The 15,426-nt window shown below is 58.1% G+C and carries 14 protein-coding genes and 2 pseudogenes; 11 read left to right on the top strand and 5 right to left on the bottom strand.

What is annotated here, in order from left to right; all coding sequences use genetic code 11:
• Nucleotides 1-60: 60 nt before the first annotated feature.
• From AB4O01_RS14265 to AB4O01_RS14225, 9 genes and pseudogenes are all read left to right on the top strand, one after another.
• Nucleotides 61-258: pseudogene (locus AB4O01_RS14265) on the top strand (glucosyltransferase domain-containing protein); the annotation flags it as partial.
• A gap of 113 nt (nt 259-371) precedes the next feature.
• The gene (locus AB4O01_RS14260) at nt 372-734 is read left to right on the top strand and encodes a GtrA family protein (protein ID WP_427118961.1); all 363 of its coding nucleotides are present in this window, start codon (nt 372-374) and stop codon (nt 732-734) included.
• Nucleotides 731-2,200, top strand: a complete 1,470-nt coding sequence (locus AB4O01_RS14255; protein WP_460092144.1) for a UbiA family prenyltransferase — start codon at nt 731-733, stop codon at nt 2,198-2,200. The genes AB4O01_RS14260 and AB4O01_RS14255 overlap by 4 nt, the downstream gene beginning before the upstream one ends.
• Nucleotides 2,197-3,513, top strand: a complete 1,317-nt coding sequence (locus AB4O01_RS14250; protein WP_460092143.1) for an FAD-binding oxidoreductase — start codon at nt 2,197-2,199, stop codon at nt 3,511-3,513. The genes AB4O01_RS14255 and AB4O01_RS14250 overlap by 4 nt, the downstream gene beginning before the upstream one ends.
• On the top strand, nt 3,510-4,250 hold the full coding sequence (locus AB4O01_RS14245; protein WP_460092142.1) for an SDR family oxidoreductase: 741 nt from the start codon (nt 3,510-3,512) through the stop codon (nt 4,248-4,250). Before AB4O01_RS14250 ends, AB4O01_RS14245 begins: the two co-directional genes overlap by 4 nt.
• Nucleotides 4,247-5,188: a lysylphosphatidylglycerol synthase transmembrane domain-containing protein gene (locus AB4O01_RS14240; protein WP_460092140.1), complete on the top strand. Its 942-nt coding sequence runs from the start codon at nt 4,247-4,249 to the stop codon at nt 5,186-5,188. Before AB4O01_RS14245 ends, AB4O01_RS14240 begins: the two co-directional genes overlap by 4 nt.
• Before the next feature lie 40 nt (nt 5,189-5,228).
• The gene (locus AB4O01_RS14235; protein WP_460092138.1) at nt 5,229-5,756 is read left to right on the top strand and encodes a glycosyltransferase family 39 protein; all 528 of its coding nucleotides are present in this window, start codon (nt 5,229-5,231) and stop codon (nt 5,754-5,756) included.
• 28 nt (nt 5,757-5,784) lie between these two features.
• The gene (locus AB4O01_RS14230; RefSeq protein WP_460092137.1) at nt 5,785-6,189 is read left to right on the top strand and encodes a hypothetical protein; all 405 of its coding nucleotides are present in this window, start codon (nt 5,785-5,787) and stop codon (nt 6,187-6,189) included.
• A complete protein-coding gene (locus AB4O01_RS14225) occupies nt 6,189-6,647 on the top strand; it encodes a hypothetical protein (RefSeq protein WP_460092136.1) in 459 nt (152 codons plus the stop codon). Before AB4O01_RS14230 ends, AB4O01_RS14225 begins: the two co-directional genes overlap by 1 nt.
• A gap of 63 nt (nt 6,648-6,710) precedes the next feature.
• On the opposite strand, the gene AB4O01_RS14220 is transcribed toward AB4O01_RS14225, so the two are convergent.
• Both AB4O01_RS14220 and AB4O01_RS14215 read right to left on the bottom strand, forming a co-directional pair.
• Complete coding sequence (locus AB4O01_RS14220) at nt 6,711-8,330, bottom strand: FMN-binding glutamate synthase family protein (protein WP_460092134.1); 1,620 nt, start codon at nt 8,328-8,330, stop codon at nt 6,711-6,713.
• A gap of 143 nt (nt 8,331-8,473) precedes the next feature.
• The gene (locus AB4O01_RS14215; protein ID WP_460092132.1) at nt 8,474-9,286 is read right to left on the bottom strand and encodes a helix-turn-helix transcriptional regulator; all 813 of its coding nucleotides are present in this window, start codon (nt 9,284-9,286) and stop codon (nt 8,474-8,476) included.
• Between the two features lie 125 nt (nt 9,287-9,411).
• On the opposite strand from AB4O01_RS14215, the gene AB4O01_RS14210 reads away from it, so the two are divergent.
• Nucleotides 9,412-10,233: a carbon-nitrogen hydrolase family protein gene (locus tag AB4O01_RS14210; protein WP_460092131.1), complete on the top strand. Its 822-nt coding sequence runs from the start codon at nt 9,412-9,414 to the stop codon at nt 10,231-10,233.
• Between the two features lie 282 nt (nt 10,234-10,515).
• Nucleotides 10,516-11,073 (top strand): annotated as a pseudogene (locus AB4O01_RS14205) (APC family permease); the annotation flags it as partial.
• A gap of 152 nt (nt 11,074-11,225) precedes the next feature.
• Here the strand turns inward: AB4O01_RS14205 and AB4O01_RS14200 are convergent.
• Genes AB4O01_RS14200 through AB4O01_RS14190 form a run of 3 tightly spaced genes read right to left on the bottom strand, consistent with a single transcriptional unit; the run spans nt 11,226 to nt 15,390 of the window.
• Nucleotides 11,226-12,629, bottom strand: a complete 1,404-nt coding sequence (locus AB4O01_RS14200; RefSeq protein WP_460092129.1) for an ATP-binding protein — start codon at nt 12,627-12,629, stop codon at nt 11,226-11,228.
• The gene (locus tag AB4O01_RS14195) at nt 12,626-14,440 is read right to left on the bottom strand and encodes a DAHL domain-containing protein (protein WP_414927011.1); all 1,815 of its coding nucleotides are present in this window, start codon (nt 14,438-14,440) and stop codon (nt 12,626-12,628) included. The genes AB4O01_RS14200 and AB4O01_RS14195 overlap by 4 nt, the downstream gene beginning before the upstream one ends.
• Nucleotides 14,437-15,390, bottom strand: a complete 954-nt coding sequence (locus AB4O01_RS14190) for a cytochrome-c peroxidase (RefSeq protein WP_460092127.1) — start codon at nt 15,388-15,390, stop codon at nt 14,437-14,439. The genes AB4O01_RS14195 and AB4O01_RS14190 overlap by 4 nt, the downstream gene beginning before the upstream one ends.
• Nucleotides 15,391-15,426 lie beyond the last annotated feature (36 nt).

Genomic DNA, 15,426 nt, shown 5'->3' with positions numbered 1-15,426 from the left:
GTCTGCATCAACCAAGCCCCGGTCGCGAGACCGGGGCTTTTTTTTGTGGGGGCCGTAGCCTATGTGCTCGCGGAAAACCTGCCCTCGGTGGGCATCAGCAATGTGGTGGCCGAACGTGAGCGAGGCAATGCCACTCACGTCGGCTATCTGCGATATCCAGCGCTGGTGGAAAGTCTGTGCTACCGCATTTATCTCTTCGGCGATTACGGTTTTATCGACATGAAGGAGCCGCCGCCCGGGCGGTTGTTGCAGTGGTGAAAGACTGACCGTTGGTCGGATAAAGCCCTCTACCTGTAATTTCTGACAGTAGACCGCTCCCAAACCCAGGCCTAGCTTGGAGCTCCGCCCAACAGAAACGGCTAGCAACGGCCATGAAAGGATTCTCTGCAACCAGCGTGATCGGTCTGGCCGATGCGCTCATCCACTGGCAGATATTTTTCGTGCTCTGCAATGCAGCCGGCCTGCACCAGGCTGCCAGCAACTTTGCCGCGTTCTGTGTGGCCGCAGCGTTCTCGTTCTACTTGAACGTGCTTTACCTCTTCGAGAGAGAAACGTCGGTGTTTTTTTACCTGATGTTCATCGGCCTGATGGGCAGCGTGAGCTTTGGCGTAGGGGCTATCGCGGATGTCTGGCGTTTGCCCGGACTGGTGACGGTGGCATCGTTTTCGCTACTGAATATTGTGTCGGGGTACTGCTTTTTTCGCTTTGTGCTGTTTCGGGGGCGACGGACATGAATATCCCCCTGCCTGATTTCCCGCCGTCGTCAGCGTCTTGCGACGCTGCAAGGCCTTTTGTGGTCGATCTGGACGGAACCCTGCTCAAGGCTGATTTGCTGTTCGAATGTGCCATGTCCTTTGTTCGCAACAAGCCGTTGCAATGCCTGAAACTTCTGGTCTGGCTGGGGCGCGGCAAGGCGTACTTGAAAGATCAATTGGCTCAGGCAACGGACATCGACGTTTGCACGTTGCCCTACGATCCTGATGTGCTCTGGATGATCAAGGCGCAGCGCAATACCGGTCGGAAAATTGTTCTGGCCACGGCCAGCCATCATGCATTGGCACTACGTATTGCCGAGCATCTGAAGCTGTTTGATGACGTCCTTGGGACGACCCTTGAGCAGAACCTTTCGGGGGCGACCAAACGTGATGTGCTGGTGACGTTATATGGTGAAGGCGGTTTCGATTACGTTGGTAACTCACTGGACGACCTGCCAGTTTGGCGCTCGGCCAGGCAAGCCTATATCGTCAACCCGTTATCGGGAGTCGAACGTGCCACCCGGCACATGGGCAACGTTGTCCAGGTGGTTCGCTCTGACGTTCCGTATTTCAGGGGGTTATACAAAGCGCTGCGTATTCATCAGTGGATGAAGAATGCGTTGATCTTTGTTCCTCTTCTTGCTGCGCATCAACTGGCCAACCCGCTGCTGGTGGGACGCGGCGTACTGGCATTCGTGCTGTTTGGCTTGTGTGCATCAGGCGTTTACCTCCTGAATGACCTGCTCGACCTTTCCGATGATCGCAAACACCCGACCAAACGCCATCGACCCTTCGCCAGCGGAGCCTTGTCGATTCAGTCCGGGCTGGTGGTTTTTCCTCTGTTGTTGCTGCTGTCTTTTACGGGTGCCTGGTTGTGGCTGCCGCGTCAATTCGTCGTCGTGCTCGCCTGTTATTACGTGCTGACGCTGGTGTATTCGCTGGTGTTGAAGCGGCTGATGGCACTCGACGTGATTGCCCTGGCGCTGCTCTACACCTTGCGCATCATCGCCGGTGGCGCCGCGTTCGAACTCGAGTTGACGGGCTGGATGCTGGCCTTCTCCATGTTCATGTTTTTGAGTCTGGCACTGGTCAAGCGCTACGCCGAATTGTTGATGGCGCTGCACAGCGGCATTACCGGAAAAACCGGCGGCCGGGATTACTTTCCAGCCGATCTGGCGATGCTCTCCTCGTTGGGCGCTGCATCCGGTTATCTCGCGGTCATGGTGCTGGCGCTGTACATCCATGACAGCGCGACCACCGCGCTGTACGCACACCCCCGATGGATCTGGCTGGCGTGCCCGGTGATGTTGCTGTGGATCACCCGGATCTGGCTGCTGACCCATCGCGGCCGAATGAATGAGGACCCGGTGATCTTCGCACTGCGTGATCGCTGGAGTCTGGCGATGGGGACGCTGTTCTGCCTGATTTTCTGGGTGGCGGCATGAAGGCCTCATTGACCTCTTGGGGAAACTATCCTCATGTTCGTCAGAACGGTCATCCCTGCCAGTGGCAAGCCGATGTCGGGCCGCAGTGGCAGCGGTTGATCGATGCCCACGGCACTACGTTGCCGTTTGGCAATGGTCGCAGCTATGGCGATAGCTGTCTGGCGGGCAGCGATCATGTTTTACAGCTACGTACCCTGGATCGCTTTATTGAGACCGACTGGGAAAACGGTGAGATCTGCGCTGAAGCGGGCGTGACGCTGGGTGAGGTTTTGCAACTGGCCATTCCCCGGGGCTGGTTTTTGCAAGTCACGCCCGGAACGCGGCATGTGACGCTGGGCGGGGCCGTGGCCAATGATGTGCATGGCAAGAATCACCATCGTTGCGGCACGTTCGCCGGTTCACTGGTGTGTTTCGGTCTGCACCGATCCGTGCAAGCGCCGATGCTCTGTTCGCCGACGGTGAATCCACAGTGGTTTGCCGCCACCATCGGCGGACTGGGCCTGACGGGCGTGATTACTTGGGTGCGCATTCGTCTGCGCAAGATCCAGTCCAGCCTGATCGACAGTACACGGGTGCGTTTTGACTGTCTGGATGACTTCTTTGCCCTGTCGGCCGACATGGACGCGCGGCATGAATACAGTGTTGCGTGGATCGATTGCCTGGCCAAGGGCAGCGCACGCGGGCGCGGATGCTTTACGGCTGGCGATCATTGCGCAACGGGGCCGCTTGAGGTCGCGGCACCACATTCGTTGCCTGTACCGATGCGTTCTCCGGTATCGCTCATCAATCCATTCACCTTGAAACTGTTCAACCGTCATTACTGGCAACGGCAACCGCCGACCCGCCACTATCGAACGATTGCCTACACCCCGTTTTTCTATCCGCTGGATCGTATCGAGAACTGGAATCGTCTCTACGGACGCAGAGGTTTCCAGCAGTTTCAGTGCGTTTTGCCGGCGTCGATGGCAGCCGCAGCACTCGCGGAATTACTCAAGTCGATTGCGCGCAGCGGTAGCGGCTCCTTCCTCGCGGTGCTCAAGCGTTGCGGCAATATTCCGTCGCCAGGATGGCTTTCCTTTCCCATGCCGGGCACCTCATTGGCGCTGGATTTTCCGCAAAACAGTGAGCTGACGAAAAGACTTCTGCCGCGCCTCGATGCCATCGTCCGGGAAGCGCGGGGGCGCTTGTATCCGGCCAAAGACGCGCACATGAGCGGCAGTGATTTTCGCCAGGCCTATCCCGCTTGGGAGCAGTTGGAGGCGATGCGCGACCCGGCCCTGATCTCCCATTTCTGGCAGCGAGTCATTCGATGAAAAAAATACTTATTGTCGGCGCCACGTCGGCGATTGCCTGCGCTTGCGCACGATTGTGGGCGGCAGATCGGAGCGAATTGTTCCTGGTCGCCAGGGATGCGCAAAAGCTCCAGCAAACCTGCGCCGATCTGCAAGCCCGAGGTGCCAGAGCGGTGACTGCGTACGTCATGGACGCCAGTGATATCGCCGCACATTCGCTCATGTACGAGCGATGCCTGGCGACGTTGCAGACGGTGGATATCTGTCTGGTCGCCTACGGTTCCTTACCGGATCAGTCGGCATGCGAACAAAGTGTTGAGCAAGCGATGGAGCAGTTCACCAATAACGGCAGCTCAATGATTGCCCTGTTGACGCTGTTGGCTAACCGCATGGCTGCCCGGCAGCACGGCACGCTGGCGGTTATTGCCTCGGTTGCCGGGGATCGCGGGCGACCTTCCAATTACCTCTACGGCGCGGCCAAGGCAGCGGTTTCCACGTTCTGCGAAGGCTTGCGGGCGCGCTTGTTCAAGTCAGGTGTGCATGTGATCACCATCAAGCCCGGTTTTGTCGATACCCCCATGACTCGTGGGCTGGCGCTGCCAGCCTTGCTGGTGGCACAACCGGACGCCGTCGCTCGGCGAATTGTTGCAGGTATCAATCGCCAGGTTGCGGTGTTGTACGTGCCCGGATTCTGGAGGGTGATCATGTGGATGATCAGGGCCATACCGCAGCCGCTATTCAAAAGGCTGAACCTATGAATCAGGCACTGATGCTATCCGGGTGGCGCTATCGGGTTTTGATCGGCTCGGTGATTTGCTCCGCCCTCGCTTATCTCGCGGTCTCTCTGTGGGGCGGGTGGTCGTCCGTGAGCGCGGCGGTCAGTCGAGTGGGTGGGTGGCAGGGCGGACAAATGGTCGGTGTGGTGTTGCTCGGCTACGGTCTGCGTTTCCTGCGTTGGCAGGTTTACCTCAATGCCCTGCGCCATCCTCTGCCCTGGCGGCCGAGCCTGAAAATCTATCTGGCCGGTTTCGCTCTGACCACCACACCCGGCAAAGCCGGTGAAGCCCTGCGCGGCATTTTGCTCAAGCGCTGGGATGTGCCTTATGCACACAGTTTTGCTGCGTTGTTCAGTGAGCGGCTGGCGGATCTGCTGGCCATGGTAGGGCTGGCGCTGTTCGGCTTGAGCGCGCATCCCGAATGGTTGTCGATAGTCGTCGCCAGTCTGGTGTTGCTGGCTTGCGCCGGGATGTTGGTGATCTCGCCTGGCCTTGTCCGGGCGATCGATCGACGCATCGATCAACGCCACGATGGGTTATCCCGGTTGCTGCGCCACGCCATTGAGGTGTTGCACCAGTCGCGCCGCTGCCACACCCCACGCCGCCTGATCGGCACAACGCTGTTGAGCCTGCTGGCCTGGGGACTTGAAGCGTTGGCGTTTTACTGGATTTTGCAGGCGATGGGCGCGGAGGTGGGCCTGGCGTTTGCGGTGTTCATTTATGCGGTGGCCATGCTGGCGGGGGCGTTGAGTTTCATGCCAGGTGGGCTGGGCAGCGCCGAGGCGGTGATGGTGGCTTTGCTGGTGTCGGGCGGGGTCGGGTTGCCGGATGCGATTGCGGCGACGGTGTTGTTGCGGTTGGTGACGTTGTGGCTGGCGGTCGGGTTGGGAGCGGTCGTACTAATTCAAATAAAAGTCTGATTCCGGGCAAGGCTATTGTTCGGGATGTCGAGAGGGGTCTATGCGTATCCTGACAAATAAGAATACTTTAGTGGTTTATATTTTATTAGGGGCTTGCATTGCGCTTGGTGCAATGCTTAGAAGTTATAATATTTTTGATAAAAGCTTGTGGATGGATGAGCTTTTTAGTGCGTGGGCTAGCGATCCGGGAAATAGTCTCGGAACGGTTTTTCATAGGACGGTCGAAGACGTACATCCGCCACTATTTCAAATCTTGCTTTGGGTAGCGTATAAGGTTTTCGGGTATAGCGAAGGGGTGGGGCGGGTTTTTTCAATGGTCTTGGGTGTTGCGGTTATCCCAGCTATGTATGTTCTTGGGTGTAGATTATTCAATGTGACAGTAGGACTGTTTGTTGCGTTTTTGTCGGCAATTAATTTTTACTTGATTGTGTTTTCTCAAAATACTCGCTCTTACGAGTTGCTGGTGTTTTTAACTGTTGTTTCTTTTGTTTTACTGCTTGATTTGGTCAGGAAGAAAAAAATATTCAAGCGCGATATATTACGCGCTGGCGTGCGCGGCTTTGGTTAATACTCATTATTTCGGTTTTCTGCTGGTCATGAATCAGGCCATATTTTTAATGTGGTTTTCGTTTTATCCGCGATTCAAAAAGCGTATTTTTTTTCTCGGGGCGGGAGCCGGGATTGTTATTCTGGCGTCGATTGTTCCAATCGTTCCCTATGTTTTGATCAATATGGAAAGGAAAGACACCTGGATTCAGGTTCCTGTTGGAAGATTTGCAGTCGAATCATTGGTGTTGCCCTTCGGTGATCTGTCTGCGGCGTTGTTGAGTCTTGTGCTTCTATTGGTCGGATTGAATTCATTGATTAAAAAAGATACGGAGCGCTTGTCCTTGTCACTGCTGTTGAGTTGGTGGTTAATAGTTTATGCAGTCGCATACGTGAAATCGCTTTTTTTACCCCTGTGTTATCGGAGAAAAATATTATTGTTTTTGTTCCGGTGATGCTGGTTTTTATCGCTTGCGGTGTCGAGCAAGTGAAAGGGGGTGGGTCAAGAGTAGTGTTGCTCGCATTCCTTGCGTTGGTCTCTGTTTTCTATTTTTTAAAAGGAGCAGAGTTGCCTGAAAGTGTAAGGATTGAACACGACTTGAGGTCTCCGGCTATCAAGATAATTAATGAGGGGAAAAATATTCCGGTATATGGGCGTTGGGATACCTTTCATACGACCTATTTTAAATTATTAGGCGCTTCAATTGATGTGGCAGGTCTTGATGTTATTGAAAGCAGTATGGCTGCTGGTGAGGCGCCGGTCTGTTTTTTCATGATTGCCGATCAATGGGATAGGGGGCGTATCAATGACTATCCAAATAAGTATTCGGTCGAATTAAAAGATACGGCCGAATTCAAGAATTCGGCCGTTCTTGAGTACTGTGTCAGGGGGCATTCAATTGAGCCCCCATGATATTGCTTTTCTGTATTAAAAAATCGGATTTCCAAGAAAGAGGTACGACGCTCCGTCTGTTCTCTAAGCTGCGATGACTTCGCTCGGCTCAAAACTGTCCGCCCGCGCCATCTGCCACATCCGCGAGTAAAACTCGCCATTCACTTCCCCGGTGAGCAATTCCCCCGGTTTCAGGAACACGTGCAACTGCGAGAACAACTTGATCTCGGTCGCCGACATGCGGCGCACCAGATGCTTGGCCGACAGTTGCGACGGATGTTCCAGCCCAGCTGCGGCAAGCATTTCCGCCAGTGCCTTGAGGGTATTGCGGTGGAAGTTGAACACGCGCTGCGCCTTGTCCGGCACCACCAGCGCGCGCTGGCGCAGGGCGTCCTGGGTGGCGACGCCGGTCGGGCACTTGTTGGTGTGGCAGCTTTGCGACTGAATGCAGCCGATGGCGAACATGAAGCCGCGTGCGGAGTTGGCCCAGTCGGCGCCGATGGCCAGCACGCTGGCGATGTCGAAGGCGCTGACGATCTTGCCGCTGGCGCCGAGTTTGATCTTGTCGCGCAGGTTCAGACCGACCAGGGTGTTGTGGACAAACAGCAGGCCCTCGCGCATCGGTACGCCGATGTGGTCGGTGAACTCGACCGGTGCGGCGCCGGTGCCACCTTCCTTGCCGTCGACGACGATGAAGTCCGGGAGGATGCCGGTTTCCAGTATGGCTTTGGCGATGCCCATGAACTCCCACGGATGGCCGAGGCAGAACTTGAAGCCTACCGGTTTGCCACCGGACAGTTCACGCAGTTGCTGGATGAACTGCATCATTTCGATCGGCGTGGAAAACGCGCTGTGACGTGACGGCGAGACGCAATCTTCGCCCATCAGGATGCCGCGTGTTTCGGCGATTTCCTTGGTGACTTTGTGTTTGGGCAGGATGCCGCCGTGGCCGGGTTTCGCGCCTTGGCTCATCTTGATTTCGATCATCCGCACTTGCGGGTTCTGTGCCTGGGTGGCGAAGCGTTCCGGGTCGAAACGGCCGTCGCTGGTGCGGCAGCCGAAGTAGCCACTGCCCAGCTCCCAGGTCAGGTCGCCGCCGTGTTCGCGGTGATACGGGCTGATGCTGCCTTCACCGGTGTCGTGGGCGAAGTTGCCGAGTTTCGCGCCTTGGTTCAACGCGCGAATGGCATTGGCGCTGAGCGAACCGAAGCTCATCGCCGAGATGTTGAATACCGAGGCCGAGTACGGCTGACTGCACTGCGGGCCACCGACGGTGACGCGGAAACTGCTCGGGTCGCTCAGCGGTGCCGGACGCATCGAGTGGCCGATGAATTCGAAACCGGATTGATAGACATCGATCAGCGTGCCGAACGGCTTGTCGGCGGTTTCGTTTTTCGCTCGCGAATAGACCAGCGAACGCTGGGCGCGGGAGAAGGGCAGGGCATCGCTGTCGGACTCCAGCAGGTACTGGCGGATCTCCGGGCGGATGCCTTCAACCAGATAGCGGATATTGCCAAGGATCGGGTAGTTGCGCCGTACCGCGTGCGGGCTTTGCAACAGGTCGAACAGACCGATCAGGCTCAGCACGCCGGTGACGGCGGTGATTGGCCACAGCCAGTCATGTTCGAGGAAAGGCAGGCTGGCGAGGGTGAAAATCACGCAGACGGCAAAGAAGGCGTAGCGGCTCAGGAGTGACAGGCTCATACGGTTTCCTTGGTTCGGACTCGGAATAATCAGCGCCGCAGTTCCTTGTGGGAGCGAGCTTGCTCGCGAATGCGGTGGATCAGCCAACATGAATGTTGGATGTGATGGCCCCTTCGCGAGCAAGCTCGCTCCCACAAAAAAACTTAAATCGCGCTGTTTAAGGCGTTTTGCGCCTGAAGAAAAATCGAAAACAGCTCGGACTGGGATTTGATTCCCAGCTTGCTGTACATGTGTTTCTTATGGACTTTCACGGTTTCTACGGAGATTTCCAGCTTACGGGCGATTTCTTTACTGGAGCAACCGCTGAGCATCAAACGCCCGACATCCAGTTCCCGGGCAGTCAACTGCGTGCCCTTGAGTTGCTGCACCGACGCCTCCAGTTGCACCCGCCAGTCAGCCCGGGCAGGGGCGGCGAGGGCCACGGTTTCGTTGATCTCGTAGGGCAGGCGCTGGCGCAACAGGCCCAGCACCCAAGGCTGAATCAATGACAGCAGGGCAATCTGTTCGCCAGTGAAACGTTTTTCACTGCCCAGCGACAGGCACAGCGTGCGATCACCTTCGAGCTGACAATTGAACTGGATTTCATCGGCCACGACATTCAGACGAAAGTATCGCTGGTAATACTCGGTCAGTTCGAAATGCTCCGGCGCCACTTCCGAGAGGCGATACAGACCGGTGCGGGTTTGCTCGCGACAGGCGATGTAGAACGGGTCGAGCAGGTACAGACCACGCAGATAATCCTGAAACAACTGATCGGGGCTGCCATCTTCGCCGGGGCATTCGGCGAAGACCTGTGGGTGTTGATCGGCACTGAACAGCAGCGCCACCCAGCTATCGAACGGCACGTACTGGTCGAGCAGACGCACCAGTTGCGCCCAGAAGTTCGGCTTGTCGAGCGCATCGATCAGTTGCCCGACGGCGCGGTGCCAGGTGATGTCGTCAAACGAAAGTGTCATCGATCTACCCCTATCGGGTTACCCCGGCCGCGTAATTCCCTGGCCGGCTGCTTGCTGCGCATACTGGCCCACAGACAGCCACCGGGCAATCTTTCAGCGCCCGCCGCTTATCACAAGGAATTCCCATGAAAGTCGAACTCGCGCAATTGGCAGGCCGTGACAATGCCACGGCCTACAACCTCGGACGCGCACTGGCAGCGATTGCCGCGTGTGCGGCCGACACGCAATTGATCGTGTTCCCGGAGACCCACCTGATGGGCTTCCCGACGGCCGAAACCGTGGCGCAAACCGCCGAACCGCTCGACGGCCCGACCGTCAGCGCGGTGCGGGCCGCGGCGCGTGAACGCGACATCGCCGTGGTGATCGGCATGGCCGAGAACGACAACGGTCGCTTCTACAACACCACGTTGCTGATCACCCCTGAAGGCATTGCCCTGAAATACCGCAAGACTCATCTGTGGGCGTCGGATCGCGGCGTGTTCGAGGCCGGTGACCGTTACGCGACCTGCGAGTGGAACGGTGTGCGCGTTGGCCTGCTGATCTGCTACGACATCGAGTTTCCGGAGTCGGCCCGTGCCTTGGCGCAACTGGGTGCCGAGTTGCTGATCGTGACTAACGGCAACATGGACCCGTACGCGCCGACTCACCGCACCGCGATCATGGCCCGTGCCCAGGAGAATCAGGCCTTTGCGTTGATGGTCAATCGCGTCGAGGCGGGGGATGACGGTTTGATGTTTGCCGGTGGCAGTGCGCTGGTCGATCCGCTGGGGACGTTGTTGTTCGAGGCCGGGCGTGAGGAAGGGACGTTCTGCGTTGAACTGGATTTCGCGCGGTTGGAGATTGCGCGCAGGGATTACCGCTATCTGGATGATCAGCGCTTGAAGTTGCCGGGGGAGGTGCTGGAGCACGGTGATGGTGTTCGCGAGTTGTTGATTCCACGCCGTTGACCGCTGCCCTCACCCTAGCCCTCTCCCGGAGGGAGAGGGGACTGATCGAGTTGATTGCTCGAGTTACGCCGACCAGGAGCAACGGGTCGAACTCAGGTTTTACCCGATCGTTCCCACGCTCTGCGTGGGAATGCAGCCCGGGACGCTCCGCGTCCCAAGAGCGGACGCAGAGCGTCCATTGAGGCATTCCCACGCAGAGCGTGGGAACGATCAGCCACACCCGAAAACATTCGCCGAACCCGGCTCTGCCATAAATCCAATAACATTCGGAGTAAGTCGCCCATGGCTCGTTTGCAACGCACCCTTTCATTAGGGTCGGTGGTGCTGTTCGGCATCGCCTACATGACGCCGATCATTGTCCTCGGCACCTTCGGCATCCTCGCCCAGTCCACCGCCGGCATGGTGCCCGCCGCGTATCTGGCGGCGCTGGTGGCGATGTTCTTCACCGCCATGAGTTACGGGCGCATGGCCGCTGCATTCCCGTCGATCCCGCAATGGATCTGGGTGCTGGGCTTTATCGGCATCACCAGCGCGATCAACATCATTGGCCTGAAACTGGCCAACGGCATCAACGCCTTGCTGATGCTGGTGCAGTTCCTCGTGCTGATCGCTTTCGTCGCGCTGTGCGTGCACTACATCGGTGGCGATGCGAGCACGCCGTTGTGGTCGATCAAGCCGTTCTTCAACGGCGACATGCAGATGCCGCTGATCATGAGCGGCGCGGCCATCGCCTGCTACTCGTTCCTCGGCTTCGATGCGGTCAGCACGCTGACCGAAGAAACCCGCGATCCACGCCGCACCATCCCGCGCGCTGCTCTGCCCGTTGATCGGGCTGGTGGCGGACTTGTGGCTGATGGTCAGCCTCGATCACCTGGCGGTGTACCTGGGCTTGAGCTGGCTGGCGATCGGCGTGGTTTACCTGGCAGTACTCACCGGTGGTTTCCGTCGCCAGCCACCGGAAATGGACTTTCAGCAAGCGACCTGAGGCGTCTTCAGGCAGCGGGCCGGTTCTGGCGCATCGGCAACTCGATGCGAAAGGTCGTGCCCACCCCGGGTTCGCTGCGTACCGAAATGTCGCCACCGTGCTTTTTCACAATGCCGTAGGACAGGGACAGGCCCAGCCCGGTGCCCTGGCCGACGGGTTTGGTGGTGAAGAACGGATCGAAGATTTTCTGCAGGATGTCCGGCGCAATCCCCGCGCCGGTGTCCGCGACTTCCACCCACGCCGTGTCTTGTTGTTGCCCGGTGCGCAAGGTGATGGTGCCGCGTTCGGGGCCCATGGCCTGCGCCGCATTGACCACCAGGTTCATGATCACCTGATTGATTTGCGACGGCAGGCATTCGATGTCCGGCAGGGGCTGGTACTCCTTGATCAGGTCGGCCTTGTACTTGAGTTCACTGGCGACAATGTTCAGGGTCGACTCGATGCCTTGTTGCAAATTGGCCCACTGCCATTGCTGCTGGCTATCGACCCGGGAGAAATCCTTCAGGTCCTTGACGATCTGCCCGACCCGGCCAATACCTTCCTTGGATTCGCGGATCAGCACCGGAATGTCTTCGAGGAGAAAATCCAGATCGGCGTCTTTGCGCAATTGCTCAAGCCGCGCCACGGATTCGCTGTCTGGTGTTGGCCCAAGCGTCTGCCAGGTATCGAGTACGCTGAGCAATTGTTTGAAGTAGCCGTCGAGGGTGCCGAGGTTGGAGGAGATGAAGCCGATCGGGTTGTTGATTTCATGGGCCACGCCCGCCGCCATTTGCCCCAGTGAGGCGAGCTTTTCCGACTGTACCAGCTGACTTTCCAGTTGCTTGCGCTCATCGATTTCCCGCTGCAGGTCTTCGCTGGCCTGCTTGAACTGGGCCGTGCGCTGATCGACCAGATGTTCCAGGTGATGCATTTGCAATGACGCGCGTTCGGTCATCTGCCACTTGGTCAGCAGGGTGTTGGCCATCTGCTGCACTTCGATGTTGTCGAAGGGCTTCTTCAGAATCAGCAAGCGGTCATGCGCCTGCAGACGCTCCAGCAGTTCATCCCAGGAATAATCCGAGTAGGCGGTGCAGACCACCACTTGCAACTGCGGATCCTGCTGCCACAGATGCTCGATGGTTTTCGCGCCGTCCCAGCCGTCGGGCATGCGCATGTCGACAAAGGCCAGCGCATAGGGGCGTTGTTCCGCCAAGGCCTGGTTCAGCTTGCCCAAGCCTTCCTCGCCGCCATAGGCCGAGTCCAGCTCGAACGGCGGACGTTCGGCGCGCACCTGAGCGCCAAACAGTGCTGCTTCCATCTCGTCCAGTTCCACTGACTGCGCCGCCGGCGGCGCGAGAATCTTACGAAAGTCTTCATGGATCGACGGCATGTCGTCGATCAGCAGAATGCGGCGGTTCGACAGCTCGCTCATGCGCTCTCCGTGACGCTGATCAGGGGGATCTGCAACGTGAACAATGCACCCTGGCCCGGGCCGTCGCTGTGCGCGGTGAGGTGGCCGTTCATCTCGATGGCGGCCAGGGCGCAGCTGTGCAGACCGAAACCGTGGCCTTCCTTGCGGGTGGTGAAACCGTGGGCAAAGATTCGCGTCATGTTTTCCGGCGAAATGCCTTCGCCGTCATCCTTGACGCTGATTTCAAGGAAGGTGTCATCGACAATTTTGACCGCCAGGGTCATGGTCCGGGGGCGGTTGCTGAGGTCGGACATGGCGTATTTGGCGTTGCTGATGAGGTTGATCAGGATCAGCAGCAAACGGTGTTTGTCGCCCATCACCTGCGGCACGTCAGCGTACTCCCGGACCACCGTGACGTGGTGCCGGGTGAGTGCCCCGGCGTTCATGCGCAACGCGTCTTCGAGCAATTCGTTGATGAACAGCGGTTCGGTCATGCTGTTGGCGCCGGCATAGGATTGCTGGGTGGCGACGATGTCTTTGATGTGGTCGACGCTTTTGTTCATCTGGTTCAACTCGTCGAGCATTTCCTGCTGTTCCTGGGTAATGGCGACCACCAATTGGTTGAGGTAGCCGGGGAGCAATTTGCCCTTGGCGTCTTCGCTGAGGAACACGCCGAGGTCATCCGGGTGTTCGTTGATCAGTTGCATGGCCTTGCCCAGGCCTTGGGCCTTGCTGTTGCGCAGCTTGCGCGTGATCAGGTCGCTGGAAATGTTCACGCTGTTGAGCACGTTGCCGACGTTGTGCAACACATTGGTGGCGATTTCCGCCATGCCGGCCTGACGTGCCGCGTCGAGCAGTTCGCTCTGGGCGTCCCGCAGTTCCCGGGTGCGTTCTTCGACTCTTTGTTCCAGTGCATCGTTGGCCGTTTGCAGGGCGTTATTGACCCGATTGATTTCGGCGAAACTACCGATCAAACGAATGGCCAGCCACACCAGTGACAACACCAGCAAGACCGAAAACAACAGCAGGTAGAAGTGGTATTGCCGGTCGACCCGATCGGCGCTTTGCTGGTCGTGATCGAGCATGGTGGTGATGTTGTCGAGGCGCTCGGCCACGGGGATGTTTTCGATGCTTTCGAGCAACTGATTGACCACTGGCTGCTCGCGCGCAATCAGCGAGATATGGCTGCTCAGGATTCTGATCGGTGTCTGAAACGCGAGCGGCAGGCGTTGTGCATTGACCTTCAGCTTGTTCAGACCGACCTCGATGTCGGCGGCCCGGTCGTCGGAGGTGACCTGGGCGAATTCGAGGGCGCTGAGCAGCAGGTCGTAGGTGTCGGTGGTGATGTTTTGCAACTGCAATTTATCGAAGTCCGACAGGCTGGCCAGTTGCTGTTGGATGTCGTCTTCAGCGGTGGGCAAAAAAGCCAGGGAGTTGCGTAACAGTGCGTTGTGCGATTTGAACTGTTCGACCAGACGGGTCTTTTCCTGCATCGCCTGCAGGAAGCTTTCGTGAGCATCGTTCCATTGCGTCGAGTCGTTGCGCCCATGCCCGGATTCGATCGCGTCGAAGCGCGCCCAGAGCCGGTTCATCTCATTCATCGGTGACACCAGTGGATCGTAGTTGTGGGTCAGTGCCACCCTGGCCTTGAGGATCTCGTTCTCCCACTGCGAATTCTGCTGTTTGATCTGCCGGATCAGATCCCGCGATTCGGTGTACGTCATGCTCTGGTCGGAGCTGGATTTGAAGTACAGGAACAGCAGGATCGAGGCCAGCGCCAGGGCCACCAGGGTCAGCAACAATAGGCTGCGTCGTCGCGAGATGTTGATCATGGCTGGACCTCCCTTTGGCCGGTCAGGGTTGTGAGGAACAGCATGATCAGCCGTTTGTCCTCAGCGCTCGGCATCCGCCCCAACTGGTACTGGAACATCACATCCACAGCGCGTTCGAGGGTGGGGGCCGAACCGTCGTGAAAGTACGGCGCGGTGATCGCGACATTGCGCAGGCTCGGCACTTTGAACACGGCCCGGTCTGCTTCATCGGCGGTGACGTTGAAGCGGCCCTGGTCGGCCACGGTCGGGTTGCCGCGATCGGCAATGTAATCGCCGAACACGCCGAATTTCTGGAACATGTTGCCGCCGATGTTGACCCCCTGATGGCAGGCAATGCAGCCGTACTCCTTGAAGCGCTGGTAACCGTACTTTTCCTCCAGAGTGAGGATGTCGGTGTTGCCGAGCAGGTATTGATCGAAGCGTGAGTTGGGCGTCAGCAAGGTGCGTTCAAAACTGGCCAGCGCCTGCTGGACGTTGGCCTGGGTCACGCCGTCCGGGTAGGTGGCGGCGAAATCACGACGATAGTCGGGGTCGTTGCCGATGCGTTCGATCACGGTGCGCCAGTCGCTGCCCATTTCATGGGGGCTGGTGATGACGACGTTGCTCTGTTCCTCCAGCGTTTCGACGCGGCCATCCCAGAACTGACGGAAATTGAGGGCCGCGTTGAACGCGGTCGGTGTGTTGACGGCCACCGGTTTGCCGTCGAAGCCCAGCGACAAGGCGCGGCTGTCGGCACCGTTCTTGTCGAGTTGATGGCAGCTGGCGCAGGACAGCGTGTTGTTGATCGACAAACGTGGTTCGTGGAATAGCCGTCGACCGAGTTCCACGCGCCGGGGATCCTGCTGCGGCACCGCGGGCAGCGGTTTGAGCGGCTCGTCCAGCGGCTCGGCACTGGCGCCGATACAGACTCCGCACAGCAGCAACGCGATGCCGTAATGGAAAAGGCTCATCGGCAATTGTCTCCCTGACTCCAGGCCGGTTTCACA

It is taken from the genome of Pseudomonas sp. S2_E02 (genome assembly GCF_054668355.1).
This window is presented reverse-complemented; position numbering and strand designations above follow the sequence as displayed.